General features: G+C 67.1%; 18 protein-coding genes. 10 read left to right on the forward strand and 8 right to left on the reverse strand.

From position 1 onward, the window contains the following. Nucleotide 1: 1 nt before the first annotated feature. Nucleotides 2-790, forward strand: coding sequence for a dienelactone hydrolase family protein (locus L2D01_01985; protein WBQ10556.1), 789 nt, complete (start codon nucleotides 2-4; stop codon nucleotides 788-790). A gap of 58 nt (nucleotides 791-848) precedes the next feature. Here the strand turns inward: L2D01_01985 and L2D01_01990 are convergent, their stop codons facing one another. Then, nucleotides 849-1,610 (reverse strand): Bax inhibitor-1/YccA family protein, encoded by a 762-nt coding sequence (locus L2D01_01990; protein WBQ10557.1) that lies wholly within the window; start codon nucleotides 1,608-1,610, stop codon nucleotides 849-851. A 205-nt stretch (nucleotides 1,611-1,815) separates the two neighbouring features. Between L2D01_01990 and thpR the strand changes: the two genes are divergently transcribed. From thpR to L2D01_02010, 4 genes are all read left to right on the forward strand, one after another. Continuing rightward, nucleotides 1,816-2,364 (forward strand): RNA 2',3'-cyclic phosphodiesterase, encoded by a 549-nt coding sequence (thpR, locus tag L2D01_01995; GenBank protein ID WBQ10558.1) that lies wholly within the window; start codon nucleotides 1,816-1,818, stop codon nucleotides 2,362-2,364. A 245-nt stretch (nucleotides 2,365-2,609) separates the two neighbouring features. Then, nucleotides 2,610-3,221 carry a ubiquinol-cytochrome c reductase iron-sulfur subunit gene (gene petA, locus L2D01_02000; GenBank protein WBQ10559.1) on the forward strand — a complete coding sequence of 204 codons (612 nt, stop codon included), beginning with the start codon at nucleotides 2,610-2,612 and terminating at the stop codon, nucleotides 3,219-3,221. A gap of 11 nt (nucleotides 3,222-3,232) precedes the next feature. After that, nucleotides 3,233-4,537: a cytochrome b/b6 gene (locus L2D01_02005; protein WBQ10560.1), complete on the forward strand. Its 1,305-nt coding sequence runs from the start codon at nucleotides 3,233-3,235 to the stop codon at nucleotides 4,535-4,537. A 10-nt stretch (nucleotides 4,538-4,547) separates the two neighbouring features. Continuing rightward, nucleotides 4,548-5,369, forward strand: coding sequence for a cytochrome c1 (locus L2D01_02010; protein ID WBQ10561.1), 822 nt, complete (start codon nucleotides 4,548-4,550; stop codon nucleotides 5,367-5,369). A 76-nt stretch (nucleotides 5,370-5,445) separates the two neighbouring features. Here the strand turns inward: L2D01_02010 and L2D01_02015 are convergent, their stop codons facing one another. The 5 genes from L2D01_02015 to rfbD all read right to left on the reverse strand — a co-directional run bounded on the left by L2D01_02015 (nucleotide 5,446) and on the right by rfbD (nucleotide 11,206). Continuing rightward, on the reverse strand, nucleotides 5,446-7,503 hold the full coding sequence (locus L2D01_02015) for an NAD(+) synthase (protein WBQ10562.1): 2,058 nt from the start codon (nucleotides 7,501-7,503) through the stop codon (nucleotides 5,446-5,448). 84 nt (nucleotides 7,504-7,587) lie between these two features. After that, nucleotides 7,588-8,883 carry a pentapeptide repeat-containing protein gene (locus tag L2D01_02020; GenBank protein ID WBQ10563.1) on the reverse strand — a complete coding sequence of 432 codons (1,296 nt, stop codon included), beginning with the start codon at nucleotides 8,881-8,883 and terminating at the stop codon, nucleotides 7,588-7,590. Nucleotides 8,884-8,944: 61 nt separating this feature from the next. Then, complete coding sequence (gene ribD / locus L2D01_02025; protein WBQ10564.1) at nucleotides 8,945-9,568, reverse strand: bifunctional diaminohydroxyphosphoribosylaminopyrimidine deaminase/5-amino-6-(5-phosphoribosylamino)uracil reductase RibD; 624 nt, start codon at nucleotides 9,566-9,568, stop codon at nucleotides 8,945-8,947. Further along, on the reverse strand, nucleotides 9,565-10,284 hold the full coding sequence (gpmA, locus tag L2D01_02030) for a 2,3-diphosphoglycerate-dependent phosphoglycerate mutase (GenBank protein ID WBQ10565.1): 720 nt from the start codon (nucleotides 10,282-10,284) through the stop codon (nucleotides 9,565-9,567). The genes ribD and gpmA overlap by 4 nt, the downstream gene beginning before the upstream one ends. Nucleotides 10,285-10,324: 40 nt before the next feature. Continuing rightward, nucleotides 10,325-11,206 carry a dTDP-4-dehydrorhamnose reductase gene (gene rfbD, locus L2D01_02035; GenBank protein ID WBQ10566.1) on the reverse strand — a complete coding sequence of 294 codons (882 nt, stop codon included), beginning with the start codon at nucleotides 11,204-11,206 and terminating at the stop codon, nucleotides 10,325-10,327. A 128-nt stretch (nucleotides 11,207-11,334) separates the two neighbouring features. Here rfbD and L2D01_02040 point away from each other — a divergent pair, with 128 nt between their 5' ends. Further along, the gene (locus tag L2D01_02040) at nucleotides 11,335-11,547 is read left to right on the forward strand and encodes a hypothetical protein (protein WBQ10567.1); all 213 of its coding nucleotides are present in this window, start codon (nucleotides 11,335-11,337) and stop codon (nucleotides 11,545-11,547) included. On the opposite strand, the gene rfbC is transcribed toward L2D01_02040, so the two are convergent. Continuing rightward, nucleotides 11,548-12,180 carry a dTDP-4-dehydrorhamnose 3,5-epimerase gene (gene rfbC, locus L2D01_02045; protein ID WBQ10568.1) on the reverse strand — a complete coding sequence of 211 codons (633 nt, stop codon included), beginning with the start codon at nucleotides 12,178-12,180 and terminating at the stop codon, nucleotides 11,548-11,550. Nucleotides 12,181-12,216: 36 nt separating this feature from the next. Between rfbC and L2D01_02050 the strand changes: the two genes are divergently transcribed. Genes L2D01_02050 through L2D01_02060 form a run of 3 tightly spaced genes read left to right on the forward strand, consistent with a single transcriptional unit; the run spans nucleotide 12,217 to nucleotide 15,380 of the window. Beyond that, nucleotides 12,217-13,209: a KpsF/GutQ family sugar-phosphate isomerase gene (locus L2D01_02050; protein ID WBQ10569.1), complete on the forward strand. Its 993-nt coding sequence runs from the start codon at nucleotides 12,217-12,219 to the stop codon at nucleotides 13,207-13,209. Next, complete coding sequence (locus L2D01_02055) at nucleotides 13,209-13,811, forward strand: hypothetical protein (protein WBQ10570.1); 603 nt, start codon at nucleotides 13,209-13,211, stop codon at nucleotides 13,809-13,811. Before L2D01_02050 ends, L2D01_02055 begins: the two co-directional genes overlap by 1 nt. Before the next feature lie 60 nt (nucleotides 13,812-13,871). Then, nucleotides 13,872-15,380, forward strand: a complete 1,509-nt coding sequence (locus L2D01_02060) for a phosphomannomutase/phosphoglucomutase (protein WBQ10571.1) — start codon at nucleotides 13,872-13,874, stop codon at nucleotides 15,378-15,380. Here L2D01_02060 and L2D01_02065 read toward each other — a convergent pair. After that, complete coding sequence (locus L2D01_02065; protein ID WBQ10572.1) at nucleotides 15,368-16,594, reverse strand: hypothetical protein; 1,227 nt, start codon at nucleotides 16,592-16,594, stop codon at nucleotides 15,368-15,370. The two genes, L2D01_02060 and L2D01_02065, sit on opposite strands and share 13 nt — an antisense overlap. Nucleotides 16,595-16,773: 179 nt before the next feature. Between L2D01_02065 and L2D01_02070 the strand changes: the two genes are divergently transcribed. After that, nucleotides 16,774-18,078 (forward strand): UDP-glucose/GDP-mannose dehydrogenase family protein, encoded by a 1,305-nt coding sequence (locus tag L2D01_02070; GenBank protein ID WBQ10573.1) that lies wholly within the window; start codon nucleotides 16,774-16,776, stop codon nucleotides 18,076-18,078. Nucleotides 18,079-18,155: the final 77 nt, after the last annotated feature.

The following is an 18,155-nucleotide window of genomic DNA, read 5'->3' on the forward strand; positions in this document are numbered from 1 at the left end:
CATGCGGACGCTGGTCACAGGGCTGATGGCGGCGCTGACTTTGGCCGCTGGCGCGCCCGCGCAGGTGGACATCACCGCTCACAGCACGTTGCGCCTGCCCGACGGCACAGAGGGCCCGGTCCCGGCTGTGATCTTTCTGTCGGGCTGCGGCGGCGTGCGCGAGGTGCAGGACGTCTATGCGCGTGAGGCCAATGCTCAAGGCTGGGCGGCGCTGATCGTGGATTCCCATGCCGCCCGCGGCATCGGCCCGACCGGTTCGCGCCTGCTGGTATGCACCGGCCTGTCCATGCGCGGGCAGGACCGCGCCGCCGATGTGTTCGCGGCGCTGGAGCTGCTGCGCGCCGATCCGCGCATTGACGCGCAGCGTCTGGCCCTGACCGGCTGGAGCCATGGCGGCTGGACCGTGCTGGACGCCATGGCGTCGGCGCAGGCGGGCGAGCAGGGCGCCGCCCCGTTCGAGGGCGTGCGCGGGGCCTTCCTCATCTACCCCTATTGCGGGCCGGTCATCCGCGCCCGGCGCGACCCTATCGGCGCGTCCTTCCCCGTGGAGAGCATTCTGGCGGGCCGCGACGCGATTGCCGACCACCGGGCCTGCGAGCGCCTGTTCGAGCGTCAGCGGGCCTCGGGCGCGGTCATCCGTCCGTCTGTGCTGCTGAGCGAGGCCACCCATGCCTTCGACGCGCAGGACCAGCCCTGGGACCCGCGCATGCGCTATGACGCCGGCCAGGCCGCCGAGGCGCACGCCCTGTTCCGCCGCTTCCTGCGCCGGTTATCAGCCGCCGCCGAATAAGAAAAACCCCCGGAGCCAGGGGCTCCGGGGGTTTTTGGTCCGGCGATCAGACCGGGTGTTACTCGCGATTGCCCAGCATCATCAGGATGACCTGGAACATGTTCACGAAGGCGATGTAGAGGTTCAGCGCGCCGTAATAGGTCATCACGGCCATCGAGCGCTGGTCGCCCGCGATGTCAGCGTACATCAGCTTGAGGCCCTGGGTCTGCCAGGCCACGATGCCGGCCATCAGGCCGAGGATCGCGAACTGGATGAGCCACTGCAGGCCCGAGGATTCCACGAAGAAGACGTTGATCAGGCTGATCGCCACGATCCCGATCACGGCCATGATCAGGAAGGAGCCGATCGGCTGCAGATTGGTCTTCGTCGTATAGCCCCAGATCGACAGGCCGAAGAAGGCCGCCGCCGTGATCACGAACGCCTGGGCGATGGTGCCGAAGGTCAGGCTGATATCGCCGGTCAGCGCGCTCACGGTCGCCGCGTTGGCGGCGATGTAGACCCAGACGCCGAGGCCGGAGCCGATCAGCGTCACCACCGACCAGTACAGCACCGCCGCGCCCATGGGCGAGGGGTTGCGCATGAAGAACATGGAGCCGAACAGCAAGACCAGCGGTCCGAACTGGACGATATAGATGACCGGCGCGGTCAGGACGATGGCGCTGACGGGCGCGACGGTGCCGACGATGTAGGCGAGCGCGGCCGAGAGCACGAGGCCGAGGCCCATCTTGTTGTAGACGCCAAGCATGAAGCTGCGCAGGCCCGCATCCACCGAGGTGTCGAGCGTGCGCGCGCCATAGGCGGTGCGATTAAGCTGGTTCATGTCTTCCTTCCTGAGTTCTGCAACCCTGCGGCCCTGTGTCGAACCGGCAGGTCACTTCGCCCGGACGGTATGACCGTGCCGGATTTCGCAACCATATATGAGGATTCAGGGCCGTGCGTTCAAGCAAAACCGGTGCGGATGCGCAGATGAGGCGCCGGGCCCGGCCTCTTGACGGGCCGGGGCGGCATGCGGACATGCTGGGCCCATGACCCTTCGCGTGTTCGCCGCCCTGCCTGTCGACCCCGCCATCGCGCAGCGCATTGAGCCTTTGATGAAGGGCGTGCCCGGCGCGGCTTGGCGCCCGCTGGAGAATTTCCACGTCACACTGGCCTTCTACGGCGAGCTCGACGAAGCCGTGATCGCAGAACTGGACGCTGAGCTCGCCCGCATACGCTGCGCGCCGTTCGATCTGGTGTTCAAGGGCGTCAATCATTTCGGCAGGGCCGAGCCCAGTTCGCTCTGGCTCGGGGTCGAGGATAATCCGGCGCTGTCGGCTCTGGCGAAGGGGTGCGTCCAGGCGGCGCGGCGCGTGGGCGTGGAACCTGAGCGCCGCGTCTTCACCCCGCACCTGACGCTGGCCTATCTCAAGCCCTGGACCGATCCGGTGCGTCTTGCCCGGTATGAGCAGCGCCTCAATCTCTACCGGTCTGCGCCCATGCTGAACGACCGCTTCTATCTGTATTCCAGCCTCCAGACCCAGCCGGGCCGGCCCAATATCTATCAGGTTGAGGCGGAGTACCCGCTTTATCCCTGAGGCCGGGCCGTCCGCAAACTGCAGTCCTGCCTGCGCTATCACGTCGCAAAGCGGATAATCCGGTTGAAAAATGAAGGGGGGCGGATTACTCCCGCCTCCTGACGGGGTGTGTCATTGCGATTCCGTATGCGTCAGCGCGACGCACGGACGTGCAGACATTCCGCGCTAAGTCTTGTCAGGCTGCCGCCGCCGCCACGTTCCAGCCGGGCGTGGCCGGACGGCGGCGAGAATTATGAGGTCGGCACGTGACGGACAATAATTCCAATCCCGACGAGGGCGGCGAAACCCGCCGGGATTTCATCCACATCGCCGCGGCCGGCATGGCCGCGCTCGGCGGCGCGGCGGTGCTGTGGCCTTTCATCGACCAGATGAACCCGGCCGCCGACACGCTGGCGCTGGGCACCACGGATGTGGAGCTCAACCAGCTCAGCCCGGGCGACGAGATCACCGTGATGTTCCGCAACCGCCCGCATTTCGTGCGCATGCGCACCGAGTCGGAAGTGACGGCGGCGCGCGACGTGAACGTGGCCAGCCTGCCGGACCGCATGGCCCGCAACGCCAATCTGGAAGACAGCGCGCCGGCGACCGACGAAAACCGGTCGGCCATGAGCGCCGCGGTCGCAGAAGGACAGTCCATCGACGCCGGCCTGCGCGCCGCCCTTTTGGTGACCAGCGCCAACTGCACCCATCTGGGCTGCGTGCCCACGGAAGGCTCGGGCGATTACGGCGCCTGGTTCTGCCCGTGCCACGGCTCGCACTATGACTCGTCGGGCCGCATCCGCCGGGGTCCGGCCCCGGAAAACCTGCCCGTCCCGCCGATGACTTTCATCTCGGCCACCACCCTTCGGCTTGGCTAGGAGCGTAGACGATGAGCGGCAACAGCACTTACGAACCGAAAACGGCGTTCACACGCTGGCTCGATGCGCGCCTTCCGATCGTGCGCCTGGCCTCGGACTCCTTCATCGATTTCCCGACCCCGCGGAACCTGAACTACTGGTACACGTTCGGCGGCATTCTCACCGTCTGCCTGATGGTGCAGATCATCACCGGCATCGTGCTGGCCATGCACTACGTGCCCAATATCGACTACGCGTTCGCCAGCGTTCAGCGGATTGACCGCGACGTGAATTTCGGCTGGCTGATCCGGTCGATCCACGCCGTGGGCGCGTCGATGTTCTTCCTGGCCGTCTACATGCACATTTTCCGGGGCCTGTATTACGGATCCTACAAGGCGCCGCGCGAGATCCTGTGGATCCTCGGCGTGGTGATCTACCTGCTGATGATGGCCGCGGCCTTCCTCGGCTATGTGCTGCCCTGGGGCCAGATGTCCTTCTGGGGCGCCATGGTGATCACCAATCTGTTCGGCGCCCTGCCGCTGATCGGCGAGCCGGTGACCCAATGGCTGTGGGGCGGGTTCACGGTCGGCAACGAAACGCTGAACCGCTTCTTCTCGCTGCACTATCTGATCCCGTTCCTGATCGCGGGCGTCGTGGGCCTGCACGTCTGGGCGCTGCATGTGCCGGGCAATAACAACCCGACCGGCATCAGCGTGAAGACCGCCGCCGACACCTTGCCCTTCCACCCGTACTACACGGTGAAGGACGGCTTCGCGATCGTGGTGTTCCTGCTGATCTTCGCCGGCTTCGTGTTCTACGCCCCCGACGTGTTGGGCCATGCCGACAACTATATCGAGGCCAACGCGCTGGTGACCCCGGCGATGATCGTGCCCGAATGGTATCTCCTGCCCTTCTACGCCATCCTGCGCGCCGTGCCGGACAAGCTGGGCGGGGTCATCCTGATGTTCGCCGCCATCGGCGTGCTGTTCGTGCTGCCCTGGCTGGACACCTCCAAAGTGCGCTCCATGCGCTACCGTCCGATGGCGCGCTGGTTCTTCGGCTTCTTCGTGGTCGCCTGCCTGGGTCTGGGCTGGGCCGGCGCGGAACTGCCCGACACCAAAGTGCCGGTGCTGGGCGCGATCGGCGTTGACTTCCTGCTGCTGGGCCGGGTGCTGACCCTTTACTACTTCGCCTATTTCCTCGTGATCCTGCCGGTGCTGGGCTTTGTCGAAAAGCCGACCGCCCGGCCGGCCTCCATCGAGGATGCGGTGCTGCACGGCGACAAACCGGTGAAAACCGGGTCCGGCGCAGCGCCTGCGGCGCAACCGGCTGAATAGGAGCATGACGATGAAAACCACCACCAGGCTCCTCGCCGCCGCCACACTGGCCGTCATGATCGCAGCGCCGGTTCTGGCCGCGAGCTATTACCGCACGCCCGAGCAGCACGAGTGGTCCTTCGACGGCCCGTTCGGCGAATACGACCGTCAGGCCGTCCAGCGCGGCTTCCAAGTCTACCAGCAGGTCTGCTCGGCCTGTCACGGCCTGAAACACCTCGCTTTCCGTCACCTTGGCCAGCCCGGCGGGCCGTTCGAGGAAGTGACGATTGACGGCGAAGTGCAGCGCTTCGACAATCCCAACGACAATCCGGTCGTGGCCGCGATCGCCGCAGAGTATTTCATCAACGATCTCGATGATATCGGCGACACGATCCAGCGCGCCGGGCGTCCGTCGGACATGTTCCCCTATCCGTTCGCCAACGAAATCCAGGCCCGCGCAGCCAATGGAGGCGCCTATCCGCCGGACCTGTCGATCATCGTGCGCGCGCGTCACTATGGCGCCGACTATATCCGCTCACTGCTCATGGGCTATGACGAGGAGGCTCCCGCCGACCTCGATATCCGCCCGGGCAGCTATTACAACCCGTACATGCCCGGCATGGTCATCGCGATGCCGCCGCAGCTCATGGACGGTATGGTCGAGTACGCTGACGGCACCGAAGCCACCGTCGAGCAGATGGCCACTGACGTCACTCACTTCCTGGCCTGGGCCGCCGATCCGCACATGGAATCGCGCAAGAGCATGGGCCTGATGGTCATGATCTATCTGTTTGGCCTGGCCGTGCTCCTGTACTGGTCCTACCGCACGGTGTGGGCCCGGGTGAAGCACTGACCGTTCAGGTCAGCTGCAGACGAAACAAGGCCCGGAGGATCGCCTCCGGGCCTTTTTCATGTTCACGTGCAAGAGGTTAAACGCCGAGCTCGGCCTTGAGCGCCGCAATCGCGTCCAGCCAGACCCGCGCCGAAGCGTCCGACGGCGCGCGCCAGTCGCCGCGCGGGCTGAGCGCCCCGGCTGATGTCAGCTTGGGGCCGTTGGGCATGGCGGTGCGTTTGAACTGGGCGGTCTGGTAGAAGCGCTTCGAGAACACCTCCAGCCAGCGCAGGATTTCTCCCATGTCATAGGCGCGCCGCTTGGCGCCTTCCACATGCGGCGGCCAGGCGCCCTTGCCGGCGTCGCTCCAGGCTGCATGGGCCAGGAAGGCGATCTTCTGCGGCCCGAACCCGTAGCGCAGGGCGTAGTGCAGGAAAAAATCATGCAGCGCGTAGGGGCCGATGGCCGCCTCTGTGGACTGCACCGCACCGTCTGCGCCGGCGGGCACCAGTTCGGGCGTGATCTCGGCGGACAGGATATCGTCCAGCGTGCGCGAGACATCGCCGCCAAACTCCCCGCGCCGCGCCGCCCAGGCGATCAGGTGCTGGATCAGGGTTTTGGCCACGCCGCCATTGACGTTGTAATGGCTCATCTGGTCGCCCACGCCATAGGTGCACCAGCCCAGCGCCAGCTCGGACAGATCGCCGGTGCCAATGACCAGACCCTGTTCGTGGTTGGCCAGGCGGAACAGATAATCGGTGCGCAGGCCGGCCTGCACATTCTCGAACGTGATGTCGTAAACCGGCTCGCCGCGCGCATGGGGATGGCCCAGATCGGCCAGCATGCGGCCGGCCGCCGGGCGGATGTCGATCTCGCGATGGGTGACGCCCAGCCCTTCGATCAGCGCCAGTGCGCGCGCATGGCTCTCATCCGATGTGGCGAAGCCCGGCAGGGTGACGGCCAGAATATCGGCCCGGTCGCGCTCCAGCCGGTCGAAGGCGCGTGCGGTGATGATCAGGGCCTGGGTGGAATCCAGCCCGCCGGACACGCCCACCACGGCCCGGCGCACGCCGCTGGCGCGCATCCGCTGGACGAGACTCTGCACCTGGATGTTCCAGGCCTCATAGCAATCCTCGTCCAGCCGCGCCGGATCGTTGGGCACGAAGGGGAAGCGGTCGACGGCGCGCTCCAGCGGAACAGAAGCGTCCAACTCAACTCCCAGCTCAAAACGCACGCGGCGCATGGCTTTCAGGCGCGGCGCCGCACGCGCGGCGGCGTCGCGGAAGGTGGACAGGCGCAGCCGGTCCTGCTCGATGCGCTCCAGATCAATATCGGCGTAGACCCGCGCATGATCGTTCAGGAAGCGCTCGCCCTGCGCCAGGCAGACGCCTTGCTCATAGACCAGAAGCTGCCCGTCCCAGGCCAGATCATTGGTGGATTCACCCGCGCCCGCTGCACAGAACACATAGGCGGCGCAGGTGCGCCGCGAATGGGCGTCGATCAGCACGGCCCGCTCACGCGCCTTGCCGATGGTGGCGTTGGAGGCCGACAGATTGACGATCACGCTGGCCCCGGCCAGCGCCGCGTCGGTGCTGGGCGGAACCGGCGCCCAGAAATCCTCGCAAATGTCCGCCGCCGCGACGAAACCGGGCAGGTCTGCCGCTTCGAACACCAGATCGGTCCCGAACGGCGCCTCATGGCCGGCTACGGCGATGGTCGGAGACAGCACGCCTGTGGCGTCTGAGAACCAGCGCTTCTCATAGAACTCGCGATAGGTAGGCAGATAGCTTTTGGGGACCACGCCCAGCAGCCGGCCCCGATGGACGAACAGCGCGCAGTTGAAAATCTGCCCGTGCTGGCGCAGGGCGCAGCCCAGAACGATCACCGGGAACAGGTCGGCGCTGGCGGCGATCACATCGCCCGCCGCCGCCTCGCTGGCGTCCAGCAGGGCGCTCTGGTGGTGCAGATCCTCCACCGAGTATCCGGTCAGGGCGAGCTCTGGAAACAGGGCCAGCGCCGCGTGGCGCTCATGCGCCTCGCGCGCCAGCGTCAGGATCGCCTCGCGATTGGCCGCCGGGTCCGCCAGCGCCACGCGCGGCGCAAAGGCCGCCACGCGGACCATGCGGTGCCGGTAGAGAGTGTCGAACGCTGCCATGGCCGCCCCTCCGTGCATGCGCCCGCGAGGGCGCGCGCTTTTGCTCAAAGTGAGTATTTATCCGGACTGGCGCCGCGGAGCAACTCAGGCGGCGGGCAGATCCACCGCGCCGCTCAAATCGGCCGCCTGGGCGATGCCTTCGGGCGCGCGTGCGCCGGTAAAGCATGCGCCGGCGAACCGGCCGCGGCGCACATCGGCGCCATGCATGCGCGCAAAGGAAAAATCCGCGCCGCTGGCGTCGATATGGCGCAGATCCGCGCCGGACAGATCGGCATAGCGCAAAACCGCCGCGGCCAGAGACGCCGCCAGCAGGCGGTCATTGGGCAGCAGCAGCGGACCGATGCGCGCCTCGCGCAGATCGGCATTGCTGAGCTTGGCGCCGGCCATGTCCGCGCCGCGCAAATCCGCGCCCCGCAGCGAGGTCATGCGCAGATCGGCATTGGCCAGCTTTGCGCCCTGCAGCTCCGCGCCTTCCATGTCGAGCCCGTACAGGATCGCGCCACGCGCCTGCAGGGCGGTCAGATTGCGCCGCGCCAGCGTGTGCAGCCCGCGCAAATCCTTGCCGTCAAAGGTGGAGGGCGCGCCCTCCTGACCGCCGGTCTCGCACCAGCGCGCGTGACGATCGAGCGCCCGCGCTGTCTCGCCGCCCGGATCGGCCACCTCGCCCGGCGGCGCATCGCGCAGCGCGCCGCTCATATTCGCCCCGTTGAGGCGGGCGAGATCCATCTTGGTCCCGATCAGCACGGTGTCGCGCAAATCGGCGTCCGTCAGGTCGGCGCCGCTCATGTCCGCGCCTTCCAGATTGGCGCCGGGGAAGCGGGAGTTGCGCAGGTTCGCCCGGGTCAGGCGCGCGCCGATCAGCACCGCGTCGGAGAAGTCGGACGACTGGGCCACCACGCCGCTCATGCGGATCTGGGACAGGTTGGCGCGCGCGAAATTGGCTGAGCTGGCTTCGCCCGGGCGCATTTCATGGCTGATCATCGCCAGGCCTTTTTCCTTGTCGGCCTGGGCGATGGCGCCTTCGCGCAAGTCCGCCTGGCTGAGATCGGCGCCGGTCAGGTCCGCCCCGCGCAGGATCGCGCCGCGCATGTCAGACCGGTGCAGCACCGCGCCGGCCAGATTGGCGCGCCGCAGATCGGCGGCGTACAGCACGGCGCGAGTGAGATTGGCGCCGGCGAGATTCGTGCCTTCCAGGATAGCCCCGGTCAGGTCCGCATCGGCCAGATGGCGCCCGGACAGGTCCAGGCCCGACAGAATGCAGTATGAGAAGCTGGCGCGCGCGCCGCCCATCCGCCCGGTCATCAGGAAATCATGACGCCGGCAGATCTCGTCAACCTGGGCCTGCGACAGGGTCCGGTACTGGATTGGCGAGCGGGTCATAGGCGGGTTCCGGAGCGCCGCACAGGGCGTGCAGCCATCGGAAATCCTAGCCTGTTTAGCGTTAACGCGCCGTTGCGCGCCCAGGCGCGCGCACCCGCGTCATCCCGGCGCGTCCAAGCCGGTCCAGCGCCTGGCCGAAACTCTCGTCCGGGCCAATCTCCAGATCGGCGTCAAACAGCCCGGGGCGCGGGTCCTGCAGCACCAGCGGACGGCCTGTGGCGATGCGGGTGAAGAAGCCCACATTCAGCGCCTCGGCCTCCCCCTGGCGCACGCTCTCCACCACCGCGATCCCCGCTTCGCGCAGCATCGCCGCGCCGCGCCCGGCCACGCGCAGGTCCGGGTCGCGGCAGGCGATGACCACTTCGCCGACACGCGCATCGATGAGCGCCTGTGCGCAGGGCGGCGTCTGGCCATGATGGGCGCACGGCTCCAGGGTGACGTAGATGCACGCGCCGCGCGCCGCATCGCCAGCGGCCCCCAGCGCCTGGGTCTCGGCATGGGGGCGCCCGCCGGGCGCCGTCGCCGCAGACGCAATTACGCGGCGGTCACGCACGATCACGCAGCCCACTGACGGGTTCGGGGCGGTCCGGCCGAGCCCGGCATAGGCCAGCGCCAGCGCCGCATCCATGAAACGCAGATCATCCGGCGTCACAGGGCGGCCGGTCAGGATCGGCGGCGTGCTCACGGGCAGGGCGGCAGGTCTTGCGCGCGGGCTTCGTCCAGATAGCGCCGCGCGGCGGGGCGCAAGCCCTTCAGCTCGATCAGCAGCGGATTGCCGGTCGGGATCTCGATGCCGACAATGTCGCCATCGGGCACGTTGAACAACAGCTTGACCAGCGCGCGCAGCGAATTGCCATGGGCGGAAATGATCACATCCTCTCCCGCTTCAAGGCGCGGCGCGATGGCGTCCTTGAAATAGGGCGCCACCCGCTCAAGGGTCAGCTTCAGGCTTTCTCCGGACGGAAGCGCGTCCGGGTCCAGCGCGCCATAGCGCGGGTCAAAGCGCGGATGGCGCGGATCGTCCAGAGGCAAAGGCGGGGGCGGGGTGTCATAAGAGCGCCGCCAGATTTTTACCTGCTCCGCGCCGTGCTCTGCAGTCACCTCGGCCTTGTTCATGCCGGTCAGCGCGCCGTAATGGCGCTCATTGAGCCGCCAGGATTTCTCCACCGGTATCCAGAGCCGGTCGAGGCCTTCCAGCGTGAAGTTCAAAGTGCGGATGGCGCGTTTCAGCACGCTGGTGAAGGCCAGCGACGGCGCGAACCCTTCGGCCTGCAGCAGCGCGCCGCCGCGCCGGGCTTCGGCCTCTCCGGCGTCGGTCAGATCGACATCCACCCAGCCGGTGAAGCGGTTTTCCTTGTTCCAGACGCTCTGGCCGTGGCGGGTGAGGACGAGACGGGTCATGGGGCGCTTTTCCGGTCTGGACAAAGGGGACAGGCGGGATTTACCGGCTGGACCGCCAGACGTCGAGGGCCTTGGCGAGACCCGGGCGCCAGTCGGGTGGCGGCAGGCCGGTCGCCGCCTCCAGCCGTGTGGACGCCAGCCGCGAATCCGCCGGCCGCGCCGCCGGACGGGGAAACTCCGCGCTGGGGATGGGACGCACGTCCGCCGCGGGCAGTCCCGCGTCGCGCGCCAGATCGAAACACGCCACAGCCAACGCCGCCCAGCTCAAATGCGGCCCGCTGGCGCAATGGAACAGGCCAGACGCGTGAGGGATGAGCGCCAGAGCAATCAGCCGGTCGGCGAGGTCATCGGCGAATGTCGGCCCGGTCAGCTGGTCATCCACGACGCCGATCTCTGTGCGGTTTTGGGCCAGACGCCACATGGCGCTCGGGAAATCGCTGCCGCCGCCGCTGAACACGCCCGCCGCCCGCACGACGCAGGCAGAGGGACAGGCCTCCATCACCGCTTGCTCTCCCGCCAGCTTGGTGCGGCCATAGGCGTTCACCGGCGCGGGCCGGGCATTTTCCGTAAACGGACCGCCCGGCGCGCCGCCGAAGACATAGTCGGTGGACACATGGATGAAGCGCGCCCCGATCGCGTGCGCCGCCTGCGCCGCCTCGCCCGCCCCAAGGGCATTGACCTGCAGCGCCTCGGCTTCGCGCGTCTCGGCGTCGTCCACGGCCGTCCAGGCGGCGGCGTTGATGACAGCGTCCGGGCGCCATTCGGCGATGAGCTGCGAAACGGCGCCGGGCCGGGCCAGGTCGGCCTCGTCGCGCCCGGCGGCGCGCCATTCGTCACAGTGTCCGGGCGCGCGCGCTTGCAGCGCGCGGGCCAGCTGGCCGGACCGGCCGAGGATGAGCAGGCGTCGAATTGAGGGCGTCATGACTGGAATGGGTCTTGCACTCTAACCTTGGTTATCGCACCATAACTCCCGGTCGGAACGGCTGGCAAAGCATCAGTCGTCAGGTCGGGAGGTGGGACCTTAGGGGGATTCGTATGGAAAGGGTGACGGTGTCAGTCGCGACCGAGAGCGAGGCTCAGGCGCTTGACAGGCTGGTGGAGCAATTCACGCGCGACTTGTCCGAACGATCCAGCGAGTGCGTGTTTTATCTCAGCGGCTCTGCTCCGGGCGAGACCAGCCGGATTGTAGAGACCGAGACGGCGGACACGCTGCGGCGCTTTGTCGATTTCGTCAGTCAGAACGCCAATCTGACGCTCTGCTGATCAACCGCGCTTGCGCCAGCCCGGGGGGAAGGGCGCCGGCATGCCGCTCAGGGTCGGCGCGCGCGCATCCTTGTCTGACAGGACAGGGCGCTCAACGCCCCAGTCAATGCCCAGCTCCGGATCATTCCAGGCCACCGACCGGTCATGCTCGCCGCTATAGGCGCACGTCACCTTGTAGGCGACGCGCGTGTGCGGCGTCAGCGTCACGAACCCGTGCAAGAACCCCTCAGGCACATAAAGACGCGCAGGATCATCCTCGCTCAGGCGCACAGCCACATGCCGGCCATAGCTGGGCGAACCGGTGCGCACATCCACGGCCACATCCAGAATCGCACCGGTGATGACGCTGACCAGCTTGCCCTGGGCGGCGGGCGGCGCCTGGAAATGCAGGCCGCGCAGTGTCCCTGCCGCAACCGAGTAGGAGAGATTGTCCTGCTCGAATGTGAGATCGAGCCCCGCTGCGCGTAGGCGCGGGCCGGACCAGGCCTCCTCGAACCAGCCGCGCTCATCACCGTGGCGCGCCGGTCGGATCAGGCAAAGACCGTCAAGCTCAAGCGTTTCGATATCCATGGCGCCATCATCGGGGAAATTGCGCCCCGCGCCAAGCGCCTCAAGGCGCCCTGAAACGGCCATTGGAGCGCGCGCAGGCTTGGTCTAGAACCAGTGCCCATGACCCGCCCCGACGCATCACGGCTCGACGAAACCGCCCTGATCGCCGCCATGCGCCGCACGCTGGCGCTGGAGGTTGACGGGCTGGCCGCCCTGTCCGGCGCTCTGGGCCCGCAGGCGGTGGACGCCGTGCGGTTGATCGCCGGGCTGAAGGGCCGGGTCATCTGCGCGGGCGTCGGCAAGTCCGGCCATGTCGCGCGCAAGATCGCCGCCACCTTCGCCTCCACCGGCACGCCGGCTCAATATGTTCACCCGTCAGAAGCCAGTCATGGCGATCTGGGCATGATCACGCCGGACGATGCGGTGCTGGCGCTGTCGAAATCCGGCGAGACGCGCGAGCTGGGCGACATGATCGCCTATTGCCGGCGCTTTGGCGTGCCGCTGATCGCGCTGACGGCGGGCGAAGAGTCCAGCCTGGCGCGCGGCTCTGATCTTCTGCTCCTGCTGCCCGCCGCCGAAGAAGCGTGCGGCGAGACGCGCGCGCCCACCACCTCCACCACCATGATGATGGCCTATGGCGATGCGCTGGCGGTGGCGCTGATCGAGGCGCGCGGGTTCACCGCGCGCGACTTTGCAAGGTTCCATCCCGGCGGCGCGCTGGGCTCGGCGCTGACCCATGTCGGCGCGCTCATGCATGCCGGCGACGCCCTGCCTCTGGCCGCGTCGGGTTCGGGCATGGGCGAGGCGCTGATCGAGATGAGCGCCAAGGGCCTTGGCTGTGTCGGCGTGATCGATGGCGAGGGCCGGCTGCTGGGCATCATCACCGATGGCGATCTCAGGCGGAAGATGAGCCCGGACCTGGTGTCGGAGACGGTGGATGCGGTGATGACGCCCGCGCCGGTGACGGTCGGACCGAACATGCTGGCGTCCGAAGCGCTGCGCCACATGACGGCGGGATCACGCAAGATCACCCAGCTTTTCGTGTGCGGCGAGGACGGCCGACCCGAAGGCCTGTTGCACATCCATGATCTGTTGCGCGCGGGTGTGAGCTGATGGACTCTGTGGCGCGCTTCTCTCTGCCGGACCGCCTGTTCTGGCCGCTGGCGGCCGTGGTGTTCGCGGCGCTGATCTGGGGCGCGATGCAGTATCGTCCCTCAGGGCAGGACGCGGTCATCACCGCCGATACGTTCATCATGGAGGGCGCCGCCCTCGACCAGCTCATCCCGGGCCCGGGCACGCGCACCCTGTTCGATCCGGCGGCGTCGGGCGGCCCGGTGGCGCGCCTGACCGCGACGGCGTCTCGCGAGGCCGCCGGTCATTTGTCGGCGGGCGTGGGCGCGGTCATCCCCCCCGAGTTCGAGTCGGCGGTGGTGGGCCGCGATATCGAGGTGCGCATCGACATGCGCGCTCCGGATCCCGACCTCACCTCCGCCCATATCGGGTATTTTGTCGTTGGCGACGCCGATACCGGCTGGCGCCAGGTGGACGTGGACACAGTGTTCCGCACCGTGACCCTGCGCCATCGCATCCCCGAAGGCACGCCGCTGGGCGGGCTGGACTGGGTGGGGATCTGGCCGGACGAGGACGGGGGCGGACGCCCGCTTCTGGTGCGCCGCATCGAAGTGCGCATTCTGAACGAGGATGCGGCCGGGTAGGCGTTGACGCTGACCGGTCGCCGGACCAGGCCGCTCGCAAACTGGATATGAGGGGACGCCATGAACGCCGACATCAAGCCGAACACGTGGGAATTCGAAACCCTGCCGCTGATCAGACCGACCGGGTTTCGCGAGTACGACGCGCGCTGGTGGTTCGGTCATCCGGGCTCGGACAAGACCCCGGACATCAACCTCTACGGCGTTCAGGCGCTGGGCCTGGGGCTCGGCACGCTGATCCACGAGCTGGGCAAATCGCCCAAAATTGTCACCGGCCATGATTTCCGCAGCTATTCGCTCACCGTGAAACAGGCGCTCACCGTTGGCCTGATGCAGGCGGGGATCGAGGTGCACGATATCGGCCTGGCGCTGTCGCCCATGGCCTATTTCGCCCAGTTCCATCTGGACATTGAAAGCGTGGCGATGGTCACCGCCAGCCACAACGCCAATGGCTGGACCGGCGTGAAGATGGGCGTGGAGCGCCCGCTGACCTTCGGCCCTGACGAGATGAGCCGGCTGAAACAGATCGTGCTGGGCGGCGAGGGCCAGGCCCGGTCCGGCGGCGGCTATGTGCGCCGCGAGGGCGTGGCTGAAGCCTACAAGGCAGACGCCGCCGCTGGCGTGCGCCTGACCCGCCCGGTCAAGGTCGTGGCCGCCTGCGGCAATGGCACGGCGGGGGCGTTCGCGCCGGACCTGTTGCGGGCGCTGGGCGCCGAGGTGATCGAGATGGATTGCACCCTCGATCACAGCTTCCCCAATTATAATCCGAACCCGGAAGACATGAAAATGCTGCACGCGCTGGCGGATCGCGTACGCGAGACCGGCGCCGATGTCGGCCTGGCCTTTGACGGCGACGGCGACCGCTGCGGCGTGGTGGATAATGAGGGCGAGGAGATTTTCGCCGACAAGGTCGGCCTGATGCTGGCGCGCGATCTGTCGGCGTCCTACCCCGGCGCGGTGTTCGTGGTGGATGTGAAATCCACCGGCCTGTTCGCCACCGACCCGGTGCTCAAGGCCAGCGGGGCCACGACCGATTACTACAAGACCGGCCATTCCTACATCAAACGCCGCTCCCACGCGCTGGGTGCACTGGCCGGGTTTGAGAAGTCTGGCCACTACTTCCTCCAGCCGCCTATCGGGCGCGGGTATGACTGCGCGCTGGTGTCCGCGCGCTGCATCCTGGAAATGCTCGACCGCAACCCCGGCCAGTCGATGGCCGACCTCAAGCGCGCCCTGCCGGTCAGCTATGGCTCGCCGACCCTGTCGCCGGCCTGCACCGACGAGCAGAAATACGAGGTCGTCGACCGCATTATCGCCGCGTTCAAGGCCAAAGCGGCTTCAGGGGACAAGGTGGCCGGACGCGCGATCGCCGACATCAACACGGTCAATGGCGTGCGCTTCACGCTGGAGGACGGCGCCTGGGGCCTGGTGCGCGCCAGCTCCAACACGCCCAATCTGGTCATCGTGGTGGAAAGCCTCACCAGCAAGGACGACATGCGAGCCATCTTCGCGGCCATCCGCGAAGAGCTGGCCCGCCACCCCGAGATCGGCGCCTTCGATCAGGAGATCTGAGAAGGCGGGGCGTTGTCCTTGTCAGTCGGCCGCGGGTCATCGGCAGAATGAATGGCCGGGCCGCCGACCGCAGGGTCAATGGTGGCCCGGTCGTTCGCGTCCAGAGTGTGCGGACCGGGCGCTGCTGACGCTTCCAGCGTCTCAAGCATGCCGGCTGCCGGAGCGGTGGCCAGATCCGGTTTTCCCTCCTGCGCGGGTTCCGCCATCGCAGCGTCCAGTCGCGGCGCACCGGCGAGCGCGGCGAAGCGCGCCAGCGCGTCCTGCACATCGGCAAAGGCTTGTGCATGTTCGGCGCTGTGGCGCGGGATCACGGCGGCTTCTTCTGCGCTCAGCGCGTCGCGGTTCTTCAGACCAAGCGCGGCAAAAGCGTCGGGATTGACCGGGTTCTTGAGCTTGACATAGCCATACTCCTTGCCCGCGTCCTTGATCCGCATGACGGCGGCGCCATTAGGTTTCAGGGTCAAGATAGCCAGTTCGCGCGCTTCGAAGTCTTCGCCTTCAGAGCCGTCGGAAACCGTTGCCATCAAAGCGTCTGCATCACCCTCGGTCAGGTGTTTGCGGATCAGGATTTCGGCGCTGATCCATCGTGAACCGGACATCAGTGCGGTCCGGGCCTCATAGGGCAGGAACACGCCTGTGCGCATGTTCAGGCGGGCGTCGGGGATATTCGCGGGCCGGTACAAATGCACCGCCCACATCACATTCTGCGCGCCCTGAGAATCGATGATGAGCAGCGAACGGTTCACCTGAGAGTCGCCGGCGCGTTGAAGCAGGACGTAGACGCCCTGATGGGCTAGTTCCTCCTGTTGATAGCCTGGCTCCTGCTCATAGATGAACCGGCCCAGCATGGCCGCCATGAGCTGTTCGCGCCCGATGGTGGGATGGTCCACAGGCACGCCATGGACTTCGAGGCCGGATTGATTGAAGAATCGCCGGACCGCGTCGCGCACGCGCGCCTCGCGGGTGAGCCCGGCGAGCTTTTTGGCCAGAGCGTCCCGATCAACCGGCTTCCCATAGACAAGACTGGCGACCTGTTTGGCCACCTTGGGCAAGTGGCCCGGCTTGCTGTCGCGCCAGTTATGGGTCTCCAGCGCCAGGCTCAGCTGTGTCTGGATCCAGCGTTCCGACACAATGGCGCGCTTGCGTACACTCAACAATGCGTCCGCCAGCTTGCCGCAAGACTCTGCGCTGACCTTGTTTGACGAGTTCGTCATTATCCCCCCCCCTCGTGTGTTTACAAAGGTTAACGCCCGCGCGTGACAGTTTCAACGGTCAGGGCGATGCGCGCCCCGCCCCGCTGGCCCGCATGCTTGGACTTGCTCCGGCCCGCTGCTATGCCTGCCGTGCCGGTTGCAAGCCGGCCTCATGTGTCTGTGCAGGGAGAGGACCGCCCATGCGTGTAGCGATGATCGGAACCGGGTATGTCGGCCTGGTGTCGGGCGCCTGTTTTGCCGATTTCGGCCACCATGTGACCTGCATCGACAAGAACGCCGACAAGATCGAGCTTCTGCGCAATGGCGGCGTGCCGATCTATGAGCCCGGTCTCGACATGCTGGTGGAGCGCAATGTGCGCGAAGGCCGGCTGGACTTCGCCACCGACCTGACCGAGGCGGTGCGCAATGCCGACGTGGTCTTCATCGCCGTGGGCACGCCCTCGCGGCGCGGCGACGGCCATGCCGATCTGTCCTATGTCTACGCCGCCGCCGAGGAAGTGGCGCGCGTCATGGACGGTTTCACCGTCGTGGTGAACAAGTCCACCGTGCCGGTGGGCACGGGCGACGAGGTGGAGGCGGTGATCCGCAAGGCCCGGCCGGGCGCCGATTTCGCCGTGGTGTCGAACCCGGAATTTCTGCGCGAAGGCGCGGCCATTGATGATTTCAAGCGGCCCGACCGCGTGGTGGTGGGCGCCGAGGACGAGCGCGCCACGGCGCGCATGCGCGAGCTTTACCGCCCCCTTTATCTCAACGAGACGCCCATCGTGTTCACCTCCCGGCGCACGTCGGAGCTGATCAAGTACGCCGCCAACGCCTTCCTGGCCATGAAGATCACCTTCATCAACGAGATGGCCGATCTGTGCGAGCAGGTGGGCGCGAACGTGCAGGAAGTCGCGCGCGGCATTGGCCTCGACAACCGGATCGGCGCAAAATTCCTCCATGCCGGCCCCGGCTATGGCGGGTCATGCTTTCCCAAAGACACGATCGCGCTGGTGCGCACCGCCCAGGAAGCCGGCGCGCCGGTGCGTCTGATCGAGACCGTGGTGGAGATCAATGACCGCCGCAAACAGGCCATGGCCGGCAAGGTCATTGCGGCGGCGGGCGGCTCGGTGGAGGGCAAGACCATTGCGGTCCTCGGCCTGACCTTCAAGCCGAACACCGACGATATGCGCGAGGCGCCCAGCCTGGACATCATTCCGGCCCTGCAGGCGGCGGGCGCGCGGGTGCGCGCCTTCGATCCTGCGGGCATCGAGGAAGCCGAAAAACTGCTTGAAAACGTCGACTTCGTCACCGGCCCCTATCTGTGCGCCGAAGGGGCCGACCTTCTGGTCATCCTCACCGAATGGAACGAGTTCCGGGCGCTGGATTTCGCCCGGCTCAAGTCGGCCCTGAAAGAGCCGCTGATCGTGGACCTGCGCAATATCTACGACCCGGCCGAAACCGCCGCGCGCGGCTTCCGCTATGTGAGCGTGGGACGGCCGTAGGCACATCGGCCGTTCTGGTTACTCTGGGCGCGTATGTGGGGTCATTGCACTGTGGCGGTGCGTGGCGTCCAATTGGA

Source organism: Hyphomonadaceae bacterium ML37 (assembly GCA_027627685.1).
In the GTDB taxonomy this organism is placed as follows: domain Bacteria; phylum Pseudomonadota; class Alphaproteobacteria; order Caulobacterales; family Maricaulaceae; genus Oceanicaulis.